Annotated in this window: 17 protein-coding genes; 6 read left to right on the top strand and 11 right to left on the bottom strand. The window is 64.7% G+C overall.

Features of this window, described 5'->3' with window-relative positions; genetic code table 11:
• Positions 1-10: 10 nt before the first annotated feature.
• The 9 genes from C2U70_RS04910 to C2U70_RS04870 all read right to left on the bottom strand — a co-directional run bounded on the left by C2U70_RS04910 (position 11) and on the right by C2U70_RS04870 (position 10047).
• The gene (locus C2U70_RS04910; protein WP_140976738.1) at positions 11-1036 is read right to left on the bottom strand and encodes an ABC transporter ATP-binding protein; all 1026 of its coding nucleotides are present in this window, start codon (positions 1034-1036) and stop codon (positions 11-13) included.
• Positions 1029-2126, bottom strand: coding sequence for an ABC transporter ATP-binding protein (locus C2U70_RS04905; protein ID WP_140976737.1), 1098 nt, complete (start codon positions 2124-2126; stop codon positions 1029-1031). Before C2U70_RS04905 ends, C2U70_RS04910 begins: the two co-directional genes overlap by 8 nt.
• A 7-nt stretch (positions 2127-2133) precedes the next feature.
• Positions 2134-2334 carry a hypothetical protein gene (locus C2U70_RS04900; protein ID WP_140976736.1) on the bottom strand — a complete coding sequence of 67 codons (201 nt, stop codon included), beginning with the start codon at positions 2332-2334 and terminating at the stop codon, positions 2134-2136.
• Complete coding sequence (locus C2U70_RS04895) at positions 2331-3293, bottom strand: carbohydrate ABC transporter permease (protein ID WP_140976735.1); 963 nt, start codon at positions 3291-3293, stop codon at positions 2331-2333. The genes C2U70_RS04900 and C2U70_RS04895 overlap by 4 nt, the downstream gene beginning before the upstream one ends.
• Positions 3290-4213 carry a carbohydrate ABC transporter permease gene (locus C2U70_RS04890; RefSeq protein WP_186294068.1) on the bottom strand — a complete coding sequence of 308 codons (924 nt, stop codon included), beginning with the start codon at positions 4211-4213 and terminating at the stop codon, positions 3290-3292. Before C2U70_RS04890 ends, C2U70_RS04895 begins: the two co-directional genes overlap by 4 nt.
• Positions 4214-4335: 122 nt before the next feature.
• Positions 4336-5694 carry an ABC transporter substrate-binding protein gene (locus C2U70_RS04885; protein WP_140976733.1) on the bottom strand — a complete coding sequence of 453 codons (1359 nt, stop codon included), beginning with the start codon at positions 5692-5694 and terminating at the stop codon, positions 4336-4338.
• Positions 5695-6408: 714 nt separating this feature from the next.
• Complete coding sequence (locus C2U70_RS04880; protein WP_186294067.1) at positions 6409-6651, bottom strand: DUF3551 domain-containing protein; 243 nt, start codon at positions 6649-6651, stop codon at positions 6409-6411.
• A 54-nt stretch (positions 6652-6705) separates the two neighbouring features.
• Positions 6706-7851: an SGNH/GDSL hydrolase family protein gene (locus C2U70_RS04875; RefSeq protein WP_140976731.1), complete on the bottom strand. Its 1146-nt coding sequence runs from the start codon at positions 7849-7851 to the stop codon at positions 6706-6708.
• Positions 7852-7947: 96 nt separating this feature from the next.
• Positions 7948-10047: an adenylate/guanylate cyclase domain-containing protein gene (locus tag C2U70_RS04870; protein ID WP_140976730.1), complete on the bottom strand. Its 2100-nt coding sequence runs from the start codon at positions 10045-10047 to the stop codon at positions 7948-7950.
• Positions 10048-10346: 299 nt separating this feature from the next.
• On the opposite strand from C2U70_RS04870, the gene C2U70_RS04865 reads away from it, so the two are divergent.
• The 5 genes from C2U70_RS04865 (at position 10347) to C2U70_RS33855 (ending at position 15297) form a co-directional block, all read left to right on the top strand.
• Positions 10347-10652, top strand: a complete 306-nt coding sequence (locus tag C2U70_RS04865) for a BufA1 family periplasmic bufferin-type metallophore (RefSeq protein ID WP_140976729.1) — start codon at positions 10347-10349, stop codon at positions 10650-10652.
• A 42-nt stretch (positions 10653-10694) separates the two neighbouring features.
• Positions 10695-11597, top strand: a complete 903-nt coding sequence (gene bufB, locus C2U70_RS04860) for an MNIO family bufferin maturase (protein WP_140976728.1) — start codon at positions 10695-10697, stop codon at positions 11595-11597.
• Entirely contained in the window at positions 11587-12366 is a 780-nt protein-coding gene (locus C2U70_RS04855; RefSeq protein ID WP_140976727.1) for an HvfC/BufC N-terminal domain-containing protein, read from the top strand. The genes bufB and C2U70_RS04855 overlap by 11 nt, the downstream gene beginning before the upstream one ends.
• A complete protein-coding gene (locus C2U70_RS04850; RefSeq protein WP_140976726.1) occupies positions 12366-12884 on the top strand; it encodes a DoxX family protein in 519 nt (172 codons plus the stop codon). The genes C2U70_RS04855 and C2U70_RS04850 overlap by 1 nt, the downstream gene beginning before the upstream one ends.
• 94 nt (positions 12885-12978) lie before the next feature.
• Positions 12979-15297, top strand: coding sequence for a caspase family protein (locus tag C2U70_RS33855; protein WP_140976725.1), 2319 nt, complete (start codon positions 12979-12981; stop codon positions 15295-15297).
• 1 nt (position 15298) lies between these two features.
• On the opposite strand, the gene C2U70_RS04840 is transcribed toward C2U70_RS33855, so the two are convergent.
• Together C2U70_RS04840 and C2U70_RS04835 are read right to left on the bottom strand one after the other, a co-directional pair.
• Complete coding sequence (locus C2U70_RS04840) at positions 15299-16093, bottom strand: protein-L-isoaspartate O-methyltransferase family protein (protein ID WP_140976724.1); 795 nt, start codon at positions 16091-16093, stop codon at positions 15299-15301.
• Positions 16090-19548 (bottom strand): AAA family ATPase, encoded by a 3459-nt coding sequence (locus C2U70_RS04835; protein ID WP_140976723.1) that lies wholly within the window; start codon positions 19546-19548, stop codon positions 16090-16092. Before C2U70_RS04835 ends, C2U70_RS04840 begins: the two co-directional genes overlap by 4 nt.
• A 140-nt stretch (positions 19549-19688) precedes the next feature.
• On the opposite strand from C2U70_RS04835, the gene C2U70_RS04830 reads away from it, so the two are divergent.
• On the top strand, positions 19689-21929 hold a 2241-nt coding region (locus C2U70_RS04830; protein WP_433960661.1), incomplete at its 3' end, for an AMP-binding protein.

The raw sequence follows: 21929 nt of genomic DNA, 5'->3' as shown, positions 1-21929 counted from the left end.
TTTGATCCTCTCAATGAGCCATCGCGGGCAGGCGCTGCCCGGCGCGGTCGAAACACAGCGGATTCTCGAGCTGCAATTCGACCTCCTGGCCGGCGTGCAGCGGCTGGTGCGGATCCGCAAGCGTCACCAGCATCTTGCCCTTATAGTCCAGGTGAACGTGATTCTGCTCCCCGAGGTGCTCGACGCGGTGGATGCGGCCGACCATGCCGCCCCCGTTGCGCGCGGCAAGACGCAAATGCTCGGTGCGGATGCCGACCGTCTCCGTTCCCGGCGGCACCGGAATGTCTGACAACAGGCCCGCGGACAGGAAGTTGATCTGCGGCGTGCCGAGGCGCGAGGCGACGTAGCTGTCGGCGGGGCTTTCATAGATCTCCCGGGGCGTGCCGAGCTGCAGGAGCCGGCCGTCCCTGATGACACCGATTCGCGACGCCATGGTCATCGCCTCGACCTGGTCATGCGTGACGTAGAGAATGGTGGAGCCAAGCTCGAGCTGGATGCGCTTGAGCTCGAGCCGCAGCTCGGCGCGAAGCTTTGCATCGAGCGAGGAGAGCGGCTCGTCCATCAGATAGATCGAGGGATCGCGGACCAGTGCGCGGCCGATGGCGACGCGCTGCATCTCGCCGCCGGACAGTCGTGTCGCGCGGTTGTTCAGCTTGCTTGCGATATGCAACAGCTCCGCGGTCTGCTCGACGCGCTTGCGGATGATCGGCTCCGGCACGCGGCGCGCCGGCGAGCGCAGCGGGAAGGCCAGATTGTCGTAGACCGAGAGATGGGGATACAGCGAGTATTGCTGGAACACGAAGGCGATGTCGCGCGATCCCGGCGGATCCTGCGTCACGTCGCGGCCGTCGATCATGACCGAGCCGCTGTCGGGCGTCTCGAGCCCCGTGATCAGCCGCAAGGTCGTGGTCTTGCCGGCGCCGCTCGGCCCGAGCAGCACCACGAACTCGCCGTCGCTGATGGTCAGCGAAAGCTCGTGCACGGCTTGCGTTGCGCCAAAACGCTTGCTGATGTTACGCAAGCCGACGTCAGCCATGGCGTGCACTCCCCTCAAAGGCGGTCTGGATCGCGAGCCCGCTGCCGACATCGAACAGCGAGACACGCTCGGAGCGGAATTCGAGCCCCACCCGCTCGCCGATCCGCACCGACGTGCTGGAGGGCAGCCGCGCCGCGATGCGGCCATGCGCGGTGTCGACGGTGACGATCTGCGTGGTGCCGAGATACTCTGCGCCAAACACCTCACCGCGGACGGGCGCAGCGTCAGTGAAGCGGATGTGCTCGGGCCGGATGCCGAACGCCAGCGGCGCGCTCGCGCGATCCTCGCGGATCTCCGGCACCGCAATGATCGTGTCGTGAAAGTTGACGGCACGATCGCCGGAGTGGAGACCACCTTCGAAGCGCAAAAAATTCATGGGCGGCGAGCCGATGAAGTCGGCGACGAACATGCTCGCGGGCCGATCGTAGACCTCCTGCGGCGAGCCGATCTGTTCGACGCGTCCCTTGTTCATGATCGCGATCTGGTCTGCCATCGACATCGCCTCGAGCTGGTCATGGGTGACGTAGACGGTGGTGGCGCCGATGCGGTCGTGCAGGTCGCGCAGCTCGCCGCACATCAGGTGGCGAAATTCGGCATCGAGCGCGCCGAGCGGCTCGTCCATCAGAAACGCCTTTGGCCGCCGCACCATGGCGCGGCCGAGCGCGACGCGCTGGCGGTCGCCGCCGGACAATTTGGAGGTCTTGCTCGAGAGCAGATGCTCGATCCGCAGCAGTTTTGCCGTCTCCTGCACAAGCTGGCGTATCTCCGTCCTTCCCATGCCCTGGCACTTCAGGGGGAAGCCGATGTTGTCGGCGACGTTCATGTGCGGATAGAGCGCAAAGAGCTGGAACACGAAGGCGATGTCACGCGCGGCGGCGCGGCGGAAGGTGACGTCTTCGCCGTCGAGCAGGATCTTTCCTTCGGTCGGCAGCTCGAGGCCCGCGATCATGCGCAGCGTGGTGGTCTTGCCGCAGCCGGACGGGCCGAGCATCGCAAAGAAGGTGCCGTCATCGATGGTGAAGTTCGAGCCGTGCACGGCGGTGAACTGGTCGAACGATTTTCTCAGGTTTTCGACGCGGATCTGTGCCATGACCGCCCTACTCCGGAAAATGGCTGACGATGACGTAGCCGACCGTGCCGGCGAGGATCGTCACGAAGGAATAGCTGTAGAGATCGATCGAGACGGGCTGCACCAGCATGATGATGCCGCCGCCGATCAGGGTCATCGCAACAGACTCCCAGGGTCCACGACGGAACCAGCGCGAGATGCCGTGCCTGGCAATTTCCGAATTGCTCATTTGCGCACCGCTCCGAAGGTGATGCCGCGGAGCAGATGCTTGCGCAGCAGCACGGTGAACAGGACGATCGGGACGACGAACAGCGTGGTGGCGGCGGCGACCGCCGGCCAGTCCTGCCCGCCTTCACCGATGATGAAGGGGATGAAGGGCGGCATGGTCTGCGCTTCGCCGCTCGTGAGGAGAACCGCGAAGGCATACTCGTTCCAGGAGAAGATCAGGCAGAAGATCGCGGTCGCAGCGATGCCCGTGACAGCCTGCGGCAGCACCACCTTGCGCAGGGCTTGAAGGCGCGTGTAGCCGTCGACCAGCGCGGCCTCCTCATACTCGCGCGGAATCTCGTCGATAAAGCCCTTGAGCAGCCAGACCGCGAGCGAGACGTTGACCGCCGTATAGAGCAGGATCATGCCGAGCCTGGTGTCGGTCAGGTTGAGCTGCCGGTACATCAGGTAGATCGGGATCGCGACCGCGACCGGCGGCATCATGCGCGTCGACAGGATGAAGAACAGGAGATCGTCGGCGAGCGGAATACGAAAGCGCGAGAACGCGTAGGCAGCCAACGTGCCGAGGAAGACGGCGAGGAACGTCGAGCCAAAACCGATGATCAGCGAGTTGACGAAGCGCGGCACCACCTTGGACGGTCCGGCGATGACCATGTCACGCTCGCGCACGAGCTTGTCGTACCAGGTTTCCGGCGGCGGCAGCTTTGCGATGAAGTCCGGCGTCTGGCGGGTGCGCACCGTGAACAAATTGACGTAACCCTCGAGCGTCGGTTCGAACAGCACCTTTGGCGGATAGGCGATGGCATCGCTCTGCGACTTGAATGCGGTGGCGACGATCCAGAGCAGCGGCAGGATCGTGATCACGGCGTAGAGGATCACGAGAGCGCTGGCGAAAGCCTTCGAACGCGGCGAGGCCTCGACGATGGAGTGCGCGGTGGAACTGGCGACAGCGGATGTCATCGTTGCTTCACCTTGTTGAGCGCTTTGACGTAGATGTTGGCGGCACCGAACACGGTCACGAACAGGATGATGGCGAGCGCCGAGGAATAGCCGGTGCGCCATTTCTCGAACGCGGCGCGCTTGAGCGTGATCGACACCAGCTCGGTGGTCGAGCCCGGCCCGCCCGACGTCAGGAGGTTGACCATGTCGAACATCTTGAAGTTCTCGATGGCGCGGAACAGCACCGCGAGCATCAGGAACGGCACCGTCATCGGCAGCGTGATCGACCAGAATTGCCGCCAGGCCGAGGCGCGATCGACTTCGGCGGCCTCGTAAATGTAGTCGGGAATGGAGCGCAGCCCGGCGAGGCAGATCAGCATCACGTAGGGGGCCCACATCCAGGTATCGACCAGCACGATGGTCCAGGGCGCGAGCGCGACCTGCCCGGTCATGCTGAAGGAGCTCGGCGGCACGCCGGTGAACAGGCTGATCAGATAATTGAACGGGCCGATCTGCGGCTGCAGCAGCAGCGTCCAGAAATTGCCGACCACGGCCGGCGACAACATCATCGGCAACAGGATGATCGTGGTCCAGAAAGAGTGACCGCGGAACTGGCGGTTGATCAGCAGCGCGAGGCCGAACCCGATGATCACCTGGAGCGCCACCGAAGAGATCACGAATTGTGCGGTGGTCTGCAGGCGGAGCCAGACGTCCTCGTCGCCGAGAATATCGGTGAAATTGTCCAGCCCGACGAACCGCAGCGGCAGATAGGACATGCTGAGATTGAGGCTGGTGAAGGACAGCCGGATCATCCAGACCAGCGGAAAAATGTTGATCGCGAGCAGCAGCGCGATCGTCGGCGCGACGAACAGCCAGGCGATGGTGCGGTCCGACAGGCCGCGCACGCGTCGCGTGGTCCGGGCTCTCGCGGCCGCGCCCATGCCGGAAATTGCGGCATCATCGGGTTGAGTGATCGTGGTCATCTTGTCCATCGGCTGGCTGGGGGCGGTTTCCCCGAGGACGGCCCTCGGGGAAACCGGTTCGGGTGATGAAGTCCGAGTACCTACTGCGAGGCGACCTGCTTGCCCTGCTCCTTGAACACCTTGGTCCAGTCCTTGACCAGGAGGTCGAGCGCCTGCTGCGACGTGCCCTTGTCGGCGACGACGTAGTCATGCACGCGCTTCTGCATGTCGAGCAGCAACTGCGCGTAGGACGGCTCGGCCCAGAAGTCCTTGACGATGCCCATCGACTCCAAGAATTGCGGGGCGAACGCCGCGCTCTTCGGGAAGTCGGGCGCATCGACCACGGCCTTGAGCGCCGAGTAGCCGCCGAGCTGCCACCATTTCTGCTGCACGGCGGGCTGCGCGAACCACTTGATGTAGGTGAGCGCGTCGTCCTTGCGCTCGGAGGTCGCGACCACGGAGATGCCCTGGCCGCCGAGCTGGGTGAAGTGTCCGTTCGGACCCGCCGGATTGACGAAGAAGCCGATCTTGTCGCCGCCGACATTCGGATCCTTGTAGAGGCCGGGGAAGAAGGCGAACCAGTTCATCTGCATCGCCACCTGGCCGGACTTGAAGGCGTCGAGGCCTTCCTGCATGTAGGCGTTGGTCATGCCGGGCGCGGTGCAGCACTTGTAGAGCTCCTTGTAGAACTCGAGCCCCTTGGCCGCGTCGGCGGAGTTGACAACGCCCTGCATCTGGTACGGCTTCTTCGGGTTGTCGTAGCTGAAGCCGTAATTGTAGAGCACGTTGGTCACGCCCATGGTGATGCCTTCGGAGCCGCGCTCGGTGAAAATGTAGGCGCCGTAGACCTTCTTGCCGTCGATCTCGCGGCCCTGGAAGAACTCCGCGACCTGCTTCAGCTCGTCATAGGTCTTTGGCGGCGCCAGGTCGCGGCCGTATTTGGCCTTGAAGGCCGACTGGATTTCAGGACGCGAGAACCAGTCCTTGCGATAGGTCCAGCCCACCGCATCGGCCATCGCCGGCAGCGCCCAATAGTTCGGCGAGCCCTTCGGCCACTGCGAGTAGCCGACGACCGTCGCCGGGACGAAATCGTCCATCGAGATCTTCTCCTTGGCGAAGAAGTCGTTGAGCTTGACGTACCACTTGTTCTCGGCAGCGCCGCCGATCCACTGGCTGTCGCCGATGATGAGATCGCAAAGCTTGCCGTGGGAGTTGAGCTCGTTGAGGAAGCGATCGGCATAGCTCGTCCACGGGACGAACTCGTATTTCATCTCGATGCCGGATTGCTTGGTAAAATCCTTGCCCAGTTCGACCAGGGCGTTCGCCGGGTCCCATGCCGCCCAGCACAGCGTGAGCTGCTTGCCCTGCGCTGCAGCTTCGCCGCCACCGAGGCCCCCAAGTGCTGCGGCCGCAAGGACCGCAGACGCCGCCGTACTGCGTAGCCAATTCAATCTTCGCATGTCCGTTTCCTCTCTATCGTTGGAGCACATAACCCGATCGGCGCGCGCCTTCTGGACGACGCCGAGACCCTGAAACCGAGTTGATGAGCGATGATGAGGACGAGACGGACCGTCTCCGGACCTCGAGGTCCGGATGGCTTGGGCTCCTCCGCACACGGCTCGATGCGCGATGTTTATCTTTTCTGTAATACTAAACCTATTACTAAATTCCGGAGACCGTCAAGCCGGTTTTTGGGAGCGCGTAGAAAGAATCTTGGCGCGCTGGCGCTTATGCAGCGCGTATCGCATTGCAGCGAAATTATAGGATGTGCGGCGTTTCAGCGGCTTGTCCGCATCAATGCGCGACTAAACCTGCCCCTCACTACGCATCGGCGGAACACGCGAAATTTGTTTAGCAACCTAGTTTTACTGAACGTTCAATGCGTGATCCGGATCGCGCGGAACGCCCACTCTTATTGTCCTCACGCTGATCGCCACGACTGCACAGGCCTATCGTGCGCGAACAGTACGGCGCGTGGAGATGAGCGGGAGTGCGCATGATTAATCAGCCGACAGGGCGTTGCACGGCGACGTATCGGCCGGTGACAGTGGCGCGGACGTACGAATAGCCCGGATGGCGTCGCACGACGGAGATGTCGATGACGTTGCCAGACTCGGGCTGAGCAGTTTCGCTGCTCAACCCGCGACCGGCATCGACTGCAATCGCAGCCTCCGTCAGCGCACCTGCTGCTTGCTCTTGGGCGAAGCCTGCTGCCTGAACTTCAAGCGTCGGTTGATATCGCAATAGACGTTCGATCGGCCGGAAGCCGACCAAAGGCATTGCTCCCTGGTCGAGTACATGCAGTCGCCGGAAGCGCCGAGCTCTCCGCCATAGACGCACCAGGGATAGTCATAATCCGCCCTTGCGGCGGACGCGGCGCCCAGAAGGATCAGCATGGCCAGCAGTGTCGTTCGCATTGTCGTGCTCCATTCCATCTCGCCCCGAAAGGTTTTGCCGCAGCGGCGGCCCGTTCAGTCGTGCGGCTTGATCATCTCCGACGCCATGAAGGCGGCCACCGCGTTGGAATATTCCTCCAGCCCTTCGAAGCTGAAATGCATGTCGCCGGGCCAATAATACTCCTCCGGCTTGCCGCCGAACCGCTGCTTCAATGTCGCGGTTGCGTTGAAGAACAGAAAGCCGTTGTCGGCACACATCGCGCGCACGGTGGAGGAGACGAGATCGTTCCACACGCGGCCGTCGGCATCGGGCTGCAGATTCTCCAGATGCGGATGGAAGATGAATAGCACCCGGCTGCCGTCGCCGGTGTAACCCTTGAGCACGTCGGCCAGTTCCTGCAGATTGTGCTTGAACGTCGCCAGCGGCGCCGCATATTTCTGCTCGAGGTTGCTGCCCTGGTCGCTCGAATAGCCGAACAGCGCGAGGTCGTCGTCCGACCGGTATTTTTTGGTCACCGCGGGCATGTGGACGAGGGAGAGCCAGGCCTTTGCCGCGAACCGCTGCAGATAGAGCGGATGCTTGCGCGCCTCCATCAGGCCGACACTGCACTCGTGTCCGATGGGCGAGGCCTTGACGCCGACGTTCTGGCCGCGCTCGTTGCGCACGATCAGTTTGCGATAGCGTGCGAAGTCGTCGTAGAGGTCGGTCTCGTCGACATCGACGACGATATAGTCAGGGCGCACGATCGGCAGCAGCTTCTTGGCCTGCGGGATGAAGATGGACGGAGAATAGGAGGTGTATCCGGCGTTGTGGGTCTTCAGGCAGATGTCGCGCTCTTTCCTGAAATATTTCGCGACCTGGTAGGGCAAGGTGTTCTCGTCGTCATAGCCCTCCATGAAGGAATCGCCCATGAACAGCACCGACATCGGCTTGCGGCACCCGGCCAGCAACGCCTTGTCATCGATGATCCTGATGCCGTTTGCATCGAACTGCCTGTCATAGCTGAATCCGGTCAGATCGCCGTAGATGCACAGGTTCTGCTTTTCCGGGGCCGGCTTGTGATTGAGGACGTCGGATTCCCAGTTCAGGCTGACACTCTCCATTTCGAGATCGTCGAGCGGACCGAAATACTGCTGCACCCGCAGGCCGATCTCGAAGATCGCGCCCCAGATCACGAGCAGCAATGCTCCCTGTCCAAGACGCCGAACCCACGGCTTCATAAATGTCTCCGAAACGAACTCCAGGCGGGTCAAAAGACTATAACGGCCCGACTATGCGCGAGCGTCGGCGCCTTCGCAATGCCCCCTGCACGCTGTTCATTTTGAAGTGAGCGCCGCAACCGGCCGCCATGTGGTATCGATCCCGATCTGGAGCAGGTGACTGCAACGTTCGCGCATGATTGCGGCCGGGCGGTCATCGGCGCGCGCATCCCGCACTGCATCGAAGTCGGCGATCGCGCCCTCGAAATCGCGGTCGCGATATTTGGCAAGGCCGCGCTCGTAACGCGCGATCCAGCCTGCCGCCTCGCGCTCGGCGCCTGCCTCGCCCGCAAGTCCGATCAGTTCATGAACGGCGATACCCTCCTCGCGGCCGTAAACCGCGATGCTGTCGATCTCACGCGCGACGATGGCGCCGCGCGCGAGGCGCTCCGTCGCTTCGCCGATCAATATCTGCGTACCGTAACTTTTGTTGGCGCTTTCCAGACGGCTGGCCACGTTCACGGCGTCGCCGATCACGGTGTAGTTGAGCCGCAGCTCGGAACCGATATTGCCGACCAGCATGCGCCCCGAGTTGATGCCGATGCGAATCTGGAGGGGATGGCCGAGATCGTCGACGAGGCCAGATTCCGCCATCGCGCGCTGGATACCGAGCGCGGCGCGGCAACAGCGCGCGGCGTGATCGGCCTGCGGCTGCGGCGCGCCCCAGAACGCCATCACGGCATCGCCGATGAACTTGTCGATGGTGCCGCCATTGGCGACGACGACTTCCGAGGCGAGATCGAGATAGCGCGACAAGAGCGGCACGACCCGGTCGCCCATGCGCTCTGAAAGCCTGGTGAAGCCGGCAACATCCACGAACATCACGCTCAATTCCTGGATCGCGCCACCTGGTTTTGCCTCGACGCCCTGGCGCAGCAGCGCGCGGACGAGATCGGCCGGGATGAACTTTCGGAACGCCGAGAGGCCGGCGGCCATCTCGGCGATCGCGCCCGACAGGCTCGCGATCTCCTTCAGCCGCGAGGGATGACGGCGCACCAGCTCCAGCGCAAAGGTCTCGACATGGCGGATCTCGCCGACGACGCGGGAGAGCGGCGTGGCGATCACCGTGCGCGCGAGCAGGGCGGAGGCAAGTGCTGCGAGCACCGCGCCGATGGCGAGGCCGATGATCAAACGCTGTAGTGTGGTCTCGACGGGGCCGAGAAACTCGGCCTCGGGAATCACGGTCGCGAGCCGCCAGCCGGGAAACGGCAGCGGCGTGAGCGCGACTTCATAGGCCTCGCCGCCGGAGGTGAGTCGGCTGCGCCAGGCTTCCTTATCGGTGCCGGCCTTGGCCAGCGCCATTTTCGCCAGCGGCAGCAGCGTCGTCTGATCGCCGCGCGCCGGATGCAGTTCATCGGCCTCCTTGTCGGGCGCCGCCACGAGCTCGCCGCTGCCGTCGAAAATGAAGGCCGTTCCGGTGCGCCCGACCTCGAGCTGGGACAGGAAGCGCGCGAGCCGCGTATATTCGATGATGATGGCAAGGACGCCCTGCCGCTCCTGATAGACGTCGATGGGGCCCGCGAAGGCAATCGACGGGCGATCGCCGATCGGATGGTCCGTGACCTTGAACCATTCGGGATTCTCGGCCTTGATTCCGGTCTTGAACCAGGTGCGGTCGGCGACGCGAAAATCGGTCGGCTCGAAGCGGCGGTTGGCGAATTCGATGTCGCCGGGCACCACGTCATATTCGTCGACCCGGCGCTCCCCGGCATGATCGGTGAGCGAGATCTCCATCATCTCGAGCCTGTTGTCGCCGAGCTTGTGCGCGGCGAAGAAGGCGCCGTCGGGCCAGCCGAATGCGACCCAGGAGATCGTCGCCTGCGATTGCAGTTGCGACAGGAACACGAATTCGCGCTTGTCGGCTTCGCGGGTGTCGAGCACGTTCTGCAGGAACAGCGTGCGGATCGCGGTGTGCGCCGCGCGCGCTTCGTCGACGATCGCGGCGACTTCCTTGCGCACGGCGGCGACGATCTGCTCGTTGATGGTGGAGGCCAGTTGCCGGCTGGTCGCCTCCGCGGTGCGCCACCACAACAGGCTCGACAGCGCCGCGGTCAGGAGGATCGCGGTCAGGACCAGCGCCGAGACCGCAAGACGAATGCTGACCGTCAGCCGCTGGATGGCCGGACCTGATGGGGGTCGTCTGGGGCTGGCGATCATGGCTCGATCCGGCAGGTTCGCGAGAGGTCGACTGGTACCTCCTTACGCAGGCGCGCAGCCATTCGTTACATCTCGCAGACGCCCGGACCCGGGGCCAATGCCCGCCGGCTAACGTCTCCATAGGGACAAGGCATTGGCGCTGCCGGCGGTTTTTGCCGCAAATCGGCTCCCAAGCGCACGGCGTCGTGCGCGTCACCCAACGGTCTCACAGACTCGTGAGCGGTTGCCCCGGTAACGGCGGCTGCGGCGGGGACGAACGAGACAAGGGGCCCATCGCCCCATCCAAGAGGAGAAATCTCATGTCTGCCAAAGCCACCATCAGCTCGCTCGTCCTTGCCGGCGCCGTCTCGACCGCGCTCGCAACGCTCGCCGTCGCCGGCCCCCTGACCAAGGCCGAGGCGGAAGCCGCGACCGCCGCCAAGAAGGAAAAGTGTTTTGGCGTCGCACTGAAGGGCCAAAACGATTGCGCGGCCGGACCGGGCACGACCTGCCAGGGCACCTCGACCGTCGATTTCCAGGGCAATGCCTGGAAGTTCGTGCAGGGCGGCACCTGCACCACCATCGAGCTGCCCGGCGGCAAGAAGGGCTCGCTCAAGCCGGTCTGAGACGACGCAGCAAGCGCAACACCACAACAGCGGAGGAGCGACATGGACGCAGCGATCAAGCCCCGGACGTCCGCGGCCATTCCCCTCCGCTTTTCGTTCTCCCCCGGCGGCGTCGCCGGGACGAGCTTCAAGCCCGGGCACTTCGCCAAAATCCTCGACGAAGGCCCACAGCGCGGCTTCTTCGAGGTCCACGCCGAGAATTACATGGGTGCGGGCGGACCGCCGCATCGCATGCTGGAACGACTACGCCGGGATCACCCCCTCTCGTTGCACGGCGTCTGCATGTCGATCGGCGGCCCGGCTCCGCTCGACCGCGCGCATCTGGCGCGTTTCCGCGGCCTGGTCGCGCGCTACCAGCCGGCGCTGGTGTCAGAACATCTGGCCTGGTCGACGCACGAGACCAGCTTCTTCAACGATCTCCTGCCGCTGCCTTACACCAGGGCGACGCTCGCACGCGTCTGCGACCATATCGACGAGGTGCAGGAGGCGATCCGGCGGCCGATCCTCCTGGAAAATCCCTCGACCTATGTGGCGTTCCGCAACTCCACGATGTGCGAGACCGATTTCATCCGCAACGTTGCCGAGCGGACCGGCTGCGGTCTGCTGCTCGACGTCAACAACGTCTTCGTCTCCGCGGCCAATCACGGATACTCGGCGCTGCAATATCTCGCCGACTTCCCGCTGGAGCGCGTCGGCGAGATTCATCTTGCCGGCCATACCGAACAAGGCGACGACGAAGGCACGTTGCTGATCGACAGCCATGACGGCCCGGTCGCGGACGCCGTCTGGAAGCTGTTCGAGATCGTCATCGCGCGCCGCGGACCCGTTCCGACGCTGATCGAATGGGACAGCAACATTCCGGACTGGCCGGTGCTGAAGGCGGAGGCTGCGGCCGCGCAAGTCATTCTCGACCATCATATCAGGGGGATGCGTCATGCAGCCTGAACCGCACGCGTCCTATGCGGCCGCGTTCGCGCCGGCCTTGCTCGATCCTGTCAGCGAAGTCCCCGGCATCGTGACCGGGCCGCGCGGCAAGTCGGCCATCAAATGCTACAACGTCTATCGCAACAACGTCACGGTCAGCCTGATCGACGCGCTCGCGGCGATCTACCCGGCCGTGCAGCGGCTGACGGGCGCAGATTTCTTCCGCGCCATGGCGCGCTTCCATGTCCGCGAGACCCCGCCGACATCACCGCTGCTGTTCGACTATGGCCGCGACTTTCCCGACTTCATCGCGCGTTACGAACATGCGCGATCACTGCCGTGGCTTGCCGACGTCGCGCGCATCGAACGGGCCTGGCTCGATGCCTATCATGCCGCCGACGCGGAACCGCTGCCGCCGTCCGCGCTCGCGACGTTCGCGCCGGACCGGTTGGCCAGCCTGGTCTTCACCGTCCATCCCGCGACACGCGTGGTGCGGTCGCAGTTTGCAGCGGTCACGATCTTTGCCGCCAACCGCGCGGGCGGGACCGCTGGCCGCATCGACGGATCCGTACCGGAGGACGCACTGATCACGCGGCCGGACGCCGACGTCGTCGTGCAGCTGCTGCCGCCGGGCGGCGCGGTCTTCCTGGCCTGCCTGATGTCGGGCTGCATGTTCGCCGAGGCCGCCGCCGCGGCGCTCGAGGACACGCCCGGCTTCGACCTCGCCACCAACATCGCCGGCTTGTTCGAGGCTGGTGCATTCACCTCGCTGACGCCTGGAGACGCATGATGATCTCGGAACAACGCATCGCGACCGCCGGCAATCTTCCCTCGCCCGGCGCGCTCCTCGACAAGGCCAACCATCTGATCGAGAGGCTTGCCACCCCGTCGATGGTGCAACTCGTGCTGCGCCTGGCACTCGCCGTGCCGTTCTGGCGCTCCGGCATCCTCAAATGGAACGGCTTTTTCAAGCTGAGCGACGTTGCCGTGACCCTGTTCAGCGACGAGTTCATGCTGCATCTGCCCGGCGGCCCCTATCATTATCCGGTGCCGACGGCGATGGCCTTCATGTCCGGATGCGGCGAAATCCTGTTTCCGGTCCTGCTGGTCCTCGGCCTCGGCACGCGCTTCGCCGCGCTGGGCCTACTGGTCATGACCGTGATCGTCGAACTCACCGTGCCGGACGGCTGGCCGGTCCACATCACCTGGGCCGCAATGGCGCTCGGCATCATGGCTTACGGACCGGGCCTGTTCTCGCTCGATCATCTCGTGTGCCGGGCGCGGCAGGTGGCGGCACGCCTGCAATAGCGGCGCTCAGGCATTACCACTCAAATAGAAATTGTATTGCCTGTCGGCTCGGATATTCTCGCATCCATTATTGATCCCGGCTTTGGGGGCCGTGATGCGGATATTTTGTCTGTTTGTCGTGGGCGTGCTGGCCCTCGCGGCCGGAGCGGCCGATGCAGTTGCCGACCAGCGCGTGGCGCTGGTCATCGGCAATTCCAGCTATCAGCACGCACCAAGGCTCTCCAATCCGGTCAGCGATGCGACGTTGCTGGTCGAGACCTTCAAGAAGGCCGGTTTTGCGGTCGTCGAGGCCCACAATGATCTCTCGGCGATGGACATGCGGCGTACCTTGCGCGATTTCGCGGCCAAGGCACGCAATGCCGACATCGCCGTGATCTATTATGCCGGCCACGGCATCGAGATCGACGGCAACAATTATCTGGTGCCGACCGACGCGTTGCTGCAGAACGACAGCGACGTCTATGACGAAGCCGTCGGCCTCGAACGCGTGCTCGTCGCCATCGAGCCGGTGAAGCGGCTGCGCCTTGTCATTCTCGACGCCTGCCGCGACAACCCGTTCTCCAAGACCATGAAGCGGACGCTTGCCTCGCGCGCCGTCAGCGGCGGCCTCGCCAAGGTGGAGCCGACAAGCACCAACACGATGGTCGCCTTTGCGGCCAAGGCCGGCTACACCGCGCTCGACGGCGACGGCAAGAACAGCCCCTTTGCGGTTGCGCTCGCCAACAATCTCGCAAAGCCCGGTTTGGACCTGCGCAAGGCCTTTGGCTATGTGCGCGACGAGGTCATGCGCGCGACCAACAACAAGCAGGAGCCATTCATCTACGGCTCGCTCGGTGGCGACGACGTCGTGCTGGGGCCGGAAGCACCGGCCGTGGCGCCGCCGCCTCCGGCTGTCTCGGCTGATGCAAGTGCGTCGCGCGATTATGAATTCGCCGAGCGTGTCGGAACCGTCGAGGCCTGGGATCTCTACATCAAGGCCCATCCGAGCGGCTTCTACACCGAACTTGCCAGGGTCGCGCGCAACAAGCTTGCGGCAACGCCGCCCAAGCCTATCGATACGGCCAACGTCGTCGAGCCGAAGAAGCCGCCCACGCCGGTCCCTCCCGTTCCGCCTGCGATTCAGGACGCTGCCAAGCCGCCGATCATCCCGCCAAAACTCGCGGGCATTCCGCCAACGATCGTTGCACCGGTCGAGACGACGAGTCCGCCAGCGGAGAAGAAAGGTGTGGCCGCGGTAACCGCGCCGAGCTGCACGATCCGGACTGCACGGCGAGGCAATGATGCCGCCGGCGGCCCCTTCATTCCCGTGTCGATCCGGCCTGACGTCGAGGGCGCAAGGCTTCGCGCCATCGCGGTCTCGCCGACCGGCAGGGAGATTGCGACCGCCGGTGACGACGGCCTGATCCGGATCTGGGACGCATCGTCCTTCAGGCTCAGCCGTGTGCTGCGGGGACATAGCGGCCCGGTCTATTCGCTCGACTACTGGACCGACGGGACATTGCTGGCTTCGGCCGGATGGGATGGCAAGGTCAGGGTCTGGGATCTCCGGAACGATCGCGAGAGCTTCACCTTCGATGCCGGCGGCGTAAAACAGTTCTCGGTCGCGTTCACGCCGGAGGCCTCGCTCAAATACCTCGCCTCCGGTGGCGAGGATGGTTATGTGCGGATCTGGAACTGGCAGACAAAGAGCCTCGCCAAGAGCAAGCTCGATCATCAGGGTCCAGACCCATCGAGGTCGGCGGTGCGCTCGCTGAGCTACGCGCCGTCGGGTACAGGCGAATTCGCCTCCGCCGGCTTTGACGGAAAAATCCGGTTCTATCGTCTCAACGGAACGGTCGACACGAAAGACGCCTATGGCCGCAAGGCGCTGCGCGTCGCCTATTCGCCCGACGGCACGCGCCTCGTCTCGGCAGGTTCGGATGGCGAGTTCGGCTCGGCGCGGGTGTGGGACGTGAAGAGCGGCACGTCCCGCGTGCTGGTCGGCCACAAGGATTATGTGGTGTCGGCGAGCTGGTCCGCGGACGGCAAGCGCATCGTCACCGGCGGCGGTGGTCGCGACAAATCGGTCAATCTGTGGGATGCCGACAGCGGACGTTTGCTGGCGAGCTTTACCGGCCATCTCGAAGACGTCGAAGCGGTCGCGTTCTTTCCCGGCGGCACGCGGCTGATCTCGGCAAGCGAAGATCGCACCATCCGAGTCTGGGACATCGCCGAAAAGCGCATGCTGCTGACCGCGGTCGGGTTCGGCGACGAAGGCTATGTCAGCTACACGCCGGAAGGCTGCTATTCAGGTTCGAGCGGCGTCGAGGGACGCCTGAGCGTCTTCAACGGCAGCCGTTTCGAGCCGATGTCGCTGGAGGCGCGCAAGGTGATGCTGGAGCCCGCGGGGTTTACGTCGCTGCTGGGACGCTAAGCTAGCCGTCCGACGGCAATCCCTGCTCGAGCCTGCGGAAGCGCAATGGCGAGAGCGTGGAGGCGCGCTCCCACCAATCGGCGACCTGATCGTCGAGCGCGGTTGCGCCGCGGCCCTGGCCGGGAAAGATCCGGATCTGCCTGACGGGATCGGCCTCGAACGTCTTGCCCCTGCGCAAGATCCTGATCACGGTGCCTTCGCGGTCGCGCTGCGTCAGCGGCACCAACAGGCGCCCCTTCGGCCGCAGCGCGTCGAGCCAGTGCGGATGCGGATGCGAGAAGCCGGCATGGGCGATGATCACGTCGGCGGGTCCGCCGATATCGCTGCCCCCGTCGCCGCTGACGACCTCGACATTGGTGTAGCTGCGCAGATTGACGGCCGCGCGCCTGGCGAGTTTCTCGTCGCATTCGATCGCAATGACCTTGCCTTTCGGCCCGACCATCTCGGACAGCACGGCGGAGAAATAGCCCAGCCCGCAGCCGATCTGCACCACGCGCTGTTTCGCGCCGACATCGAGCACGTCGATGAAATGCGCCCACAGGCTCGGCAGTCCGGTGTCGAGCCGGCGGCGCGCGTCGATCGCGACCAGCACGTCGTCATAAAGATGGATCGGGTCGGCATCCGGCGTGAGGCGATAGTCGCGCGCCATCTCGCGCTTGATTCGCCACGGCCCCTTGGCAAGAAATTTTTCGCGCGGCACCGTCGCGAGCGCCGCGAGCAGGCGCGATGAGGAAATCCGCTCGCGCTTGCCGATCAGCTCGGCATAGCGCTGACGCGCAGCGGCGAGATCGCTCATTTGACGGGGGCGGCGTGCTGGCCGGCCTCGACGTCATCGAGCAAGTGCGCGGCCTGCTTCAAGTCCGTCGTGCGGAAACCTTCGCTGAACTTGGCGACGACCGGCGCCAGCAGGCCTGCCGCCTGCTCACGCTTGCCGCCATCCCGCCACAGCCGTGCCAGACTGATCGCGGTCCGCAGCTCCCAGGACAGCGCGTTCTGCTTGCGCGCGATATCGAGCGAGAGCTCGAACAGATCCTCGGCGTCGCGGTACGAGGACGTGCCGCCCTCCGCGAGCGTGATCTCGCCCTGCAGGCGGTAGACTTCGGCCAGATAGGAGTGGTCGCCGGTGCGCCGCGCAATCGCATGTGCACCGTCGAGTGCGCGGAGCGCCGCATCGTGCAGGCCCGCCTTGGCATAGGCTTCCGCGAGCAGGCACTTGAACCAGCAGCCGGCGAGCCAGGAATCCATCGCTTCATATTCGTCGAGCCCGACCCGCATCTGGCTCAGGCCTTCGTCGATCTCGCCGAGTTGCGTCAGCGCCCAGCCGCGCAGGATCGCGGCCTGCTGCTTCCAGTGCAGGAAATTGTGCTCGGAGGCGATGATCATGGCGCGGTTGGCATGATCGCGGGTGCCTTCGACGTCGCGCAAATGCTGGCAGAGATAGGCGCCGAACACGAGTGCAAAGGCGAGCGTGAAGGGATGGCGAATCTTTTCGGCATTGGCGATGGCCTGCTCGCTGTGCTGGCGCGCCGCGTCCGGGCGGCCGAGGAACCAGAGCAGATAGCCGAGATAGGACAGCGACACGACGCCGGGATCGGTGCCGTGTCGCTCCATCAAATCGCTGTGCAGCTCAGGGCTGTAGAGATTGATGCAGCGATGCAGATGATGCTGCGAGGCCGCAAAGCGGCCGCGATAGAGCATCGTCATCGCGATCGCGCGGTGCGCCTCGATCAGATAGCCGGTCTGCTGCGCCGGCAGCGCGCGTTCGTTCAGCCGCTCGCGCTTGGCGAATTTGAGCAGCTCGACGCTGAGATCATGGGCGCGGGTGAGATCGGCACGGATGAAATGGCAGACCCAGAGGCCGCGCGTGGCGGCAAAGGTCTTCTCCTCATCGTCGAGCTGGTGGCCGAGCTCGAGCGCGCGGATGTAGTTCTCCTCGACCTCCTGGACCGCGTAGCCCTTGGCGGCGATCAGCGAATTGCCGAGCGCGACGCGCAGCTCGAGCTCCATCTCGTCGGCGCCCTGCATGCGGGCGTTGGCCTGGACGACGCCGAGCCCGCGCCGGAGATGACCGATTGCCTCCAGATTGGCGCCGGCCCGCGCGGCATGCTTGCCGGCTTTGAGCCAGAAGCTCGCGGCCGGCTCGCTCTGTCCTGATTCGGTGAGGTGATGCGCAAGAAGCTCTGGCTCGCGCTCGGTTTTCTCCGGATACATCTGCGCCAGCACCTGCGCGATGCGCGAATGCAGCCTGCGCCGTTCGCTGTGCAGCAGGCTGTCATGCGCAGCGTTCTGGATCATCACGTGCTTGAAGGAGTACAGCGCCTCCGGCGGATGGCCGCGGCGGATGATGAGCCCCGCCTCCTCCAGATGGTTGAGCGCCGCCTCGATCTGGTCGGTCGGCGCGTCGGCGACCGTCTGCAGCGTCTCGTAGGAAAATTCGCGGCCGATGGTGGCGCCGATCTGCGCGATCTTCTTGAACGGCCCCATGCGGTCGAGGCGCGCCATCAGCGAATCCGTCAACGTCGCCGGGATCGCAAGCTGCCGCCACGGGCCCGACAGCACGTAACGGCCGTGCCGTTCGGTCAGGAGATTGGATTCGAGAACGGTCTTGGTCAGCTCCTCCACGAACAGCGGCACGCCGTCGGTCTTGACGATGATCTCCTCGACGACCTCCTTGGGCAGTTCGCGGCTCCCGGCGACGCGTTCGACCAGCGTGGCGCGGAGCTGGCGGCTGAGGCGGTTCAGGACCAGCGTCGTGATGTGCGAATGCGCGTTCCAGCTCGGCTGGAATTCCGATCGCGCCGTGATGACGACGAGGATCGGCTTGTTCTGGACCTTGTCGACGAGGAGATCGATGACCTCGCGCGAGGTCGGGTCGATCCAGTGCAGATCCTCGAACACGGCGACCAGCGGCTGGTCGTTCGCGAGGCCAATGAGGTGATTGACCAGCGCCGAGACGGTCGCGTCCTTCTGCTGCTGCGGCGACAGTTCGAGCGGCTGGTAGCGGTCGCCGGTCGGGATCGACAGGAGCGCTGCGAACAGCGGCGTCACCTGCTCGACCTCGACATTGGCCTGGGCCACCGCCGCCTCCAGGCTCGACAGCGACAGTGCGGACGCATCCTCGCGATCAAGTCCCAACGAGAATTTCAACTGCTCGATGAAGGGATAGAACGCGGTCGAGGTGTAATAGGGCGAGCATTGGAACGAGACGTGGCCGTGGCGACCGCTGCCGAGCCGCTCGAAGATTTCCTGGATGATGCGGGACTTTCCGATGCCGGGTTCGCCGAAGAGAACGACGACCTGGCCGTCGCCGTCCTTGGCCTGCTGCCAACGCGCCGTCAGCAGCGCGATCTCCTCCTCGCGATTGACATGCGGCGTCAGCTTCGAGCCCATCGCCGCGGCAAAGCGGGTCTCGTTCCGCGTCGCCCGTACCACGTGCCAGGCCTGCGTCTTCTCTGCGATGCCCTTGAGCGCATGCGCACCGAGATTGCGGTAGTCGAACTTTCCGCGCAGCAGCGCCTGCGTCGAGGAGGAGATGACGACGCCGTTGGAGGGCGCGAGGCCCTGGAGCCGCGCCGCAAGGTTCACGGTCTCGCCGACAGCGGAGTCGCGCTCCTCGGTGCCGGGGCCGACGAGATCGCCGACCACGACGAGGCCGGTCGCAATGCCGATGCGCACCGCAGGCGCGTGGCTGATCGACCCGCGCGGTTCGATGGCACGGGCGCTGGACAAGACCCGCACGATCTCGAGGCCCGCGCGCACCGCGCGCTCGGCGTCGTCCTCGTGCGCGGTCGGATAGCCGAAATAGACCAAAATGCCATCGCCGACATAGCGGGCGGCAAAGCCTTCATAATGCTTGACCACGCGAACGCAGGTCTCGCGAAAGCTCGCGATCATGTCGCGCACGTCTTCGGGGTCGAACTGGGCGGAGAGACCCGTCGAATCCACCATGTCGCAGAACATGGTGGTGAGCTGCCGGCGTTCGGCAGCCTCGGCGCGCGGTGGCGGACGCACCGGGATGACCGGGAGCTCCGCCGCAGGCGCCTGAAACAGCGTCGCGATACCGCGCTGCAGGCGCTTGCGGTCGCCGAGCGGCAGGCCGAGCTCGACCAGATCGGCGTCGGTCAGGTCGGGAATAACGTCGAGATCGACACGGTGCTGGACGAAAAGCTCGGCATACTGGCCGAGGCCGAGGCCTTCGAGCCAGTCCTTCAGGCCGCTTTCCGTCATCGTCCCCGGATCATTGTCCAGCATGGTGATTCCGCCCGACTGCACTCCGTCGAAGGGTGGTAAGCCCTCAACCACAGATTTTGGGGGCCAAGTGTTCACCTCGGACTGGACGCGTTCAATACATTTTTGGAAGAATACCTCAACCAAATCAAAAAGGCACGGCATTGTCGGATACAGCACGCCCATCGCCGGAGGGATCGGCCGGTCGAATTCCCGAGACAACCGCCTTCGCGTGCATCGGCGAAATGCTGGATTTTTATGCCCGCACGACGCCGCACGCGCCCTCTGTCATGGCACCTGGACGGCCGCCGCTTGCTTATGCGGCACTCAATGACAGCACCGGGGCTGCGATCCGGACCCTGCGCGGGCTCGGCATCGGCCCAGCCGACCGGGTCGCGGTCGCTTTGCCGCGCGGAGCGGACACCGCGCTGGGCCTGATCGCGGTTGCCGCGTCGTGCGCCTGCGTTCCCATCAATCCGGATCTGACGGCCGACGAACTGCAACGCTATTTCAGCGAATTGAAGCTGAAAGCGCTCGTCACCCGCGCGGATCTGAATTCCGCGAGCCGCGAGGCGGCCAGGGCATTGGGCATCGCCGTCATCGACTTCATCCCCGGACCGGATGAGAATCTCGGCGACTATCAGCTGACGGGACCGTCCGTGGGCTCGGCCGTTGCCGGCGGCGCCACACGCGCCGAGGACGATGCGTTCATCCTGCTGACATCAGGCACCGCGGCACGGCCAAAGATGGTGCCGCTGACACAGGCTGCGGTTTGCCGATCCGCCTTCAATGCCGGTCAAGTGTTGTCGCTCGGACCGCGCGACCGCCTGCTCAACGTTCTGCCCCTGTTCCATGCCCATGGCCTGATCTCCGGCCTGTTCACGGCGTTGGCGGCCGGATCGAGCGTGATCTGCACTGGCGGATTCGATGCAATTTCGTTCTTCGACTGGACGAAGGCGCTGCAGCCGAGCTGGTACACGGCGGTGCCGGCCATTCATCGCGCGCTGCTGACCGCGGCCGAACAGGACCCGCAACGCGCGGAGCGATCGCCCTTCCGCGTGATCCGCTCGGCCTCGTCCTCGCTCGCGCCCGCGATCCTTGAAGGGCTCGAAGCAATGTTCGGCGTCCCCGTCATCGAGACCTATGGCATGACGGAGGCGGCATCTCAAATCGCGGCAAATCCGGTCGAGCGACGCAAGGTCGGATCGGTCGGCCGTGCCGCAGGCCCCGAGATCGCGATCATGGATGCCGACGGGGCGATGCTGCCCGCCGGCCAGCATGGCGAGATCATGCTGCGCGGGCCGACCATGGCGCGCGGTTACTATAATGACGAGGAGACGACCAGGGCGTCCTTCCGCGGCGACTGGTTTCGCACCGGTGACCTCGGCTATCTCGACGAGGACGGCTATCTCTTCATCGTCGGCCGCATCAAGGACGTCATCAACCGCGGCGGACAAAAGATCTCACCGCTCGAAGTGGAAGAGGCGCTGCTCGCCCATCCTGAGGTGCTGGAGGCCGGCGTGTTCGCCGTTCCGCACAAGAAACTCGGCGAGAACGTCGCCGCCGTCGTCGTGCTGCGGCCCGAGGCGAAGGTGAGATCGGAGGCCTTGCGGCAATTCGCCCGCAAACGGCTTGCGGCCTACAAGGTGCCGGGGCTCGTCCGCGCCGTCGCAGCGCTGCCCAAGGGCGCCAGCGGCAAGGTCAAGCGCAATGCGCTGGCCGAGCTGATTGCGGACGTCCCGGCCAATGCGATCGCGACGCTGCCGCGCTCGGACATCGAGACGCAGCTTGCAAAGCTCTGGGCCGAGGTGCTGGAGCTGCCCGAGGTCGGGACCGACCAGGACGTCTTTGCGCTCGGCGCGGATTCGCTTGCGGCAACGCAAATGCGCTCGCGCCTGCGCGAGCGTTTCAACGTCGATTTCTCCTTCGAGGACCTTTTCGACAACCCGACGGTCAGCGCACTCGCCGCACTGGTGGAGACGGCCGCAAACCGAGGCGATATCGCTACTCCGGCATGGCGTCGTGCCGATACGGCCGAAGCGCCGCTGTCGTTCCAGCAGCAGCGCATGTATCTGCTCTCGCGCCTCGACCGCACCCGCTACAACTATAATGTGGTCGAGGTCGCGCTGATCTCGGGCCCGCTCGACGTTGCGGCACTCCAGGCCAGCGTCGCCGCGATCTGCGCGCGCCACGACATCCTGCGCTCGACCTTCACCGAACGGCATGGCGAGCCGGTGCAGCGCCTGCGCCGGATGACGCCGCGCTTCGAGCGTATCAAGCTCAGGCCGGCGCCGGCGGACAAGCGACCCGCCATCGTCAGGCGCGAGGCGACGAAGCTCGCGCAGTATCGCTTCGATCTCGGACGCGAACCACCGCTGCGGGTCACGCTGCTCGCCTTCGACAAG

The sequence above is a fragment of the Bradyrhizobium guangdongense genome, assembly GCF_006483445.1.
Classification (GTDB): Bacteria; Pseudomonadota; Alphaproteobacteria; order Rhizobiales; family Xanthobacteraceae; genus Bradyrhizobium; species Bradyrhizobium guangdongense_A.
The sequence above is the reverse complement of the archived record's forward strand: the minus strand, read 5'-3'. Positions and strand labels throughout refer to the sequence as shown.

What these genes read in the sequence shown, in the direction of transcription:
- C2U70_RS04900 (WP_140976736.1), bottom strand. Translation starts at nt 2,334, where the DNA reads ATGAGCAATTCGGAAATTGCCAGGCACGGCATCTCGCGCTGGTTCCGT.
- bufB (WP_140976728.1), top strand. Translation starts at nt 10,695, where the DNA reads ATGGACGCAGCGATCAAGCCCCGGACGTCCGCGGCCATTCCCCTCCGC.
- C2U70_RS04895 (WP_140976735.1), bottom strand. Translation starts at nt 3,293, where the DNA reads ATGACATCCGCTGTCGCCAGTTCCACCGCGCACTCCATCGTCGAGGCC.
- C2U70_RS04905 (WP_140976737.1), bottom strand. Translation starts at nt 2,126, where the DNA reads ATGGCACAGATCCGCGTCGAAAACCTGAGAAAATCGTTCGACCAGTTC.
- C2U70_RS04870 (WP_140976730.1), bottom strand. Translation starts at nt 10,047, where the DNA reads ATGATCGCCAGCCCCAGACGACCCCCATCAGGTCCGGCCATCCAGCGG.
- C2U70_RS04865 (WP_140976729.1), top strand. Translation starts at nt 10,347, where the DNA reads ATGTCTGCCAAAGCCACCATCAGCTCGCTCGTCCTTGCCGGCGCCGTC.
- C2U70_RS04885 (WP_140976733.1), bottom strand. Translation starts at nt 5,694, where the DNA reads ATGCGAAGATTGAATTGGCTACGCAGTACGGCGGCGTCTGCGGTCCTT.
- C2U70_RS33855 (WP_140976725.1), top strand. Translation starts at nt 12,979, where the DNA reads ATGCGGATATTTTGTCTGTTTGTCGTGGGCGTGCTGGCCCTCGCGGCC.
- C2U70_RS04850 (WP_140976726.1), top strand. Translation starts at nt 12,366, where the DNA reads ATGATCTCGGAACAACGCATCGCGACCGCCGGCAATCTTCCCTCGCCC.
- C2U70_RS04875 (WP_140976731.1), bottom strand. Translation starts at nt 7,851, where the DNA reads ATGAAGCCGTGGGTTCGGCGTCTTGGACAGGGAGCATTGCTGCTCGTG.
- C2U70_RS04910 (WP_140976738.1), bottom strand. Translation starts at nt 1,036, where the DNA reads ATGGCTGACGTCGGCTTGCGTAACATCAGCAAGCGTTTTGGCGCAACG.
- C2U70_RS04890 (WP_186294068.1), bottom strand. Translation starts at nt 4,213, where the DNA reads ATGGGCGCGGCCGCGAGAGCCCGGACCACGCGACGCGTGCGCGGCCTG.
- C2U70_RS04835 (WP_140976723.1), bottom strand. Translation starts at nt 19,548, where the DNA reads ATGCTGGACAATGATCCGGGGACGATGACGGAAAGCGGCCTGAAGGAC.
- C2U70_RS04855 (WP_140976727.1), top strand. Translation starts at nt 11,587, where the DNA reads ATGCAGCCTGAACCGCACGCGTCCTATGCGGCCGCGTTCGCGCCGGCC.
- C2U70_RS04840 (WP_140976724.1), bottom strand. Translation starts at nt 16,093, where the DNA reads ATGAGCGATCTCGCCGCTGCGCGTCAGCGCTATGCCGAGCTGATCGGC.
- C2U70_RS04880 (WP_186294067.1), bottom strand. Translation starts at nt 6,651, where the DNA reads ATGCGAACGACACTGCTGGCCATGCTGATCCTTCTGGGCGCCGCGTCC.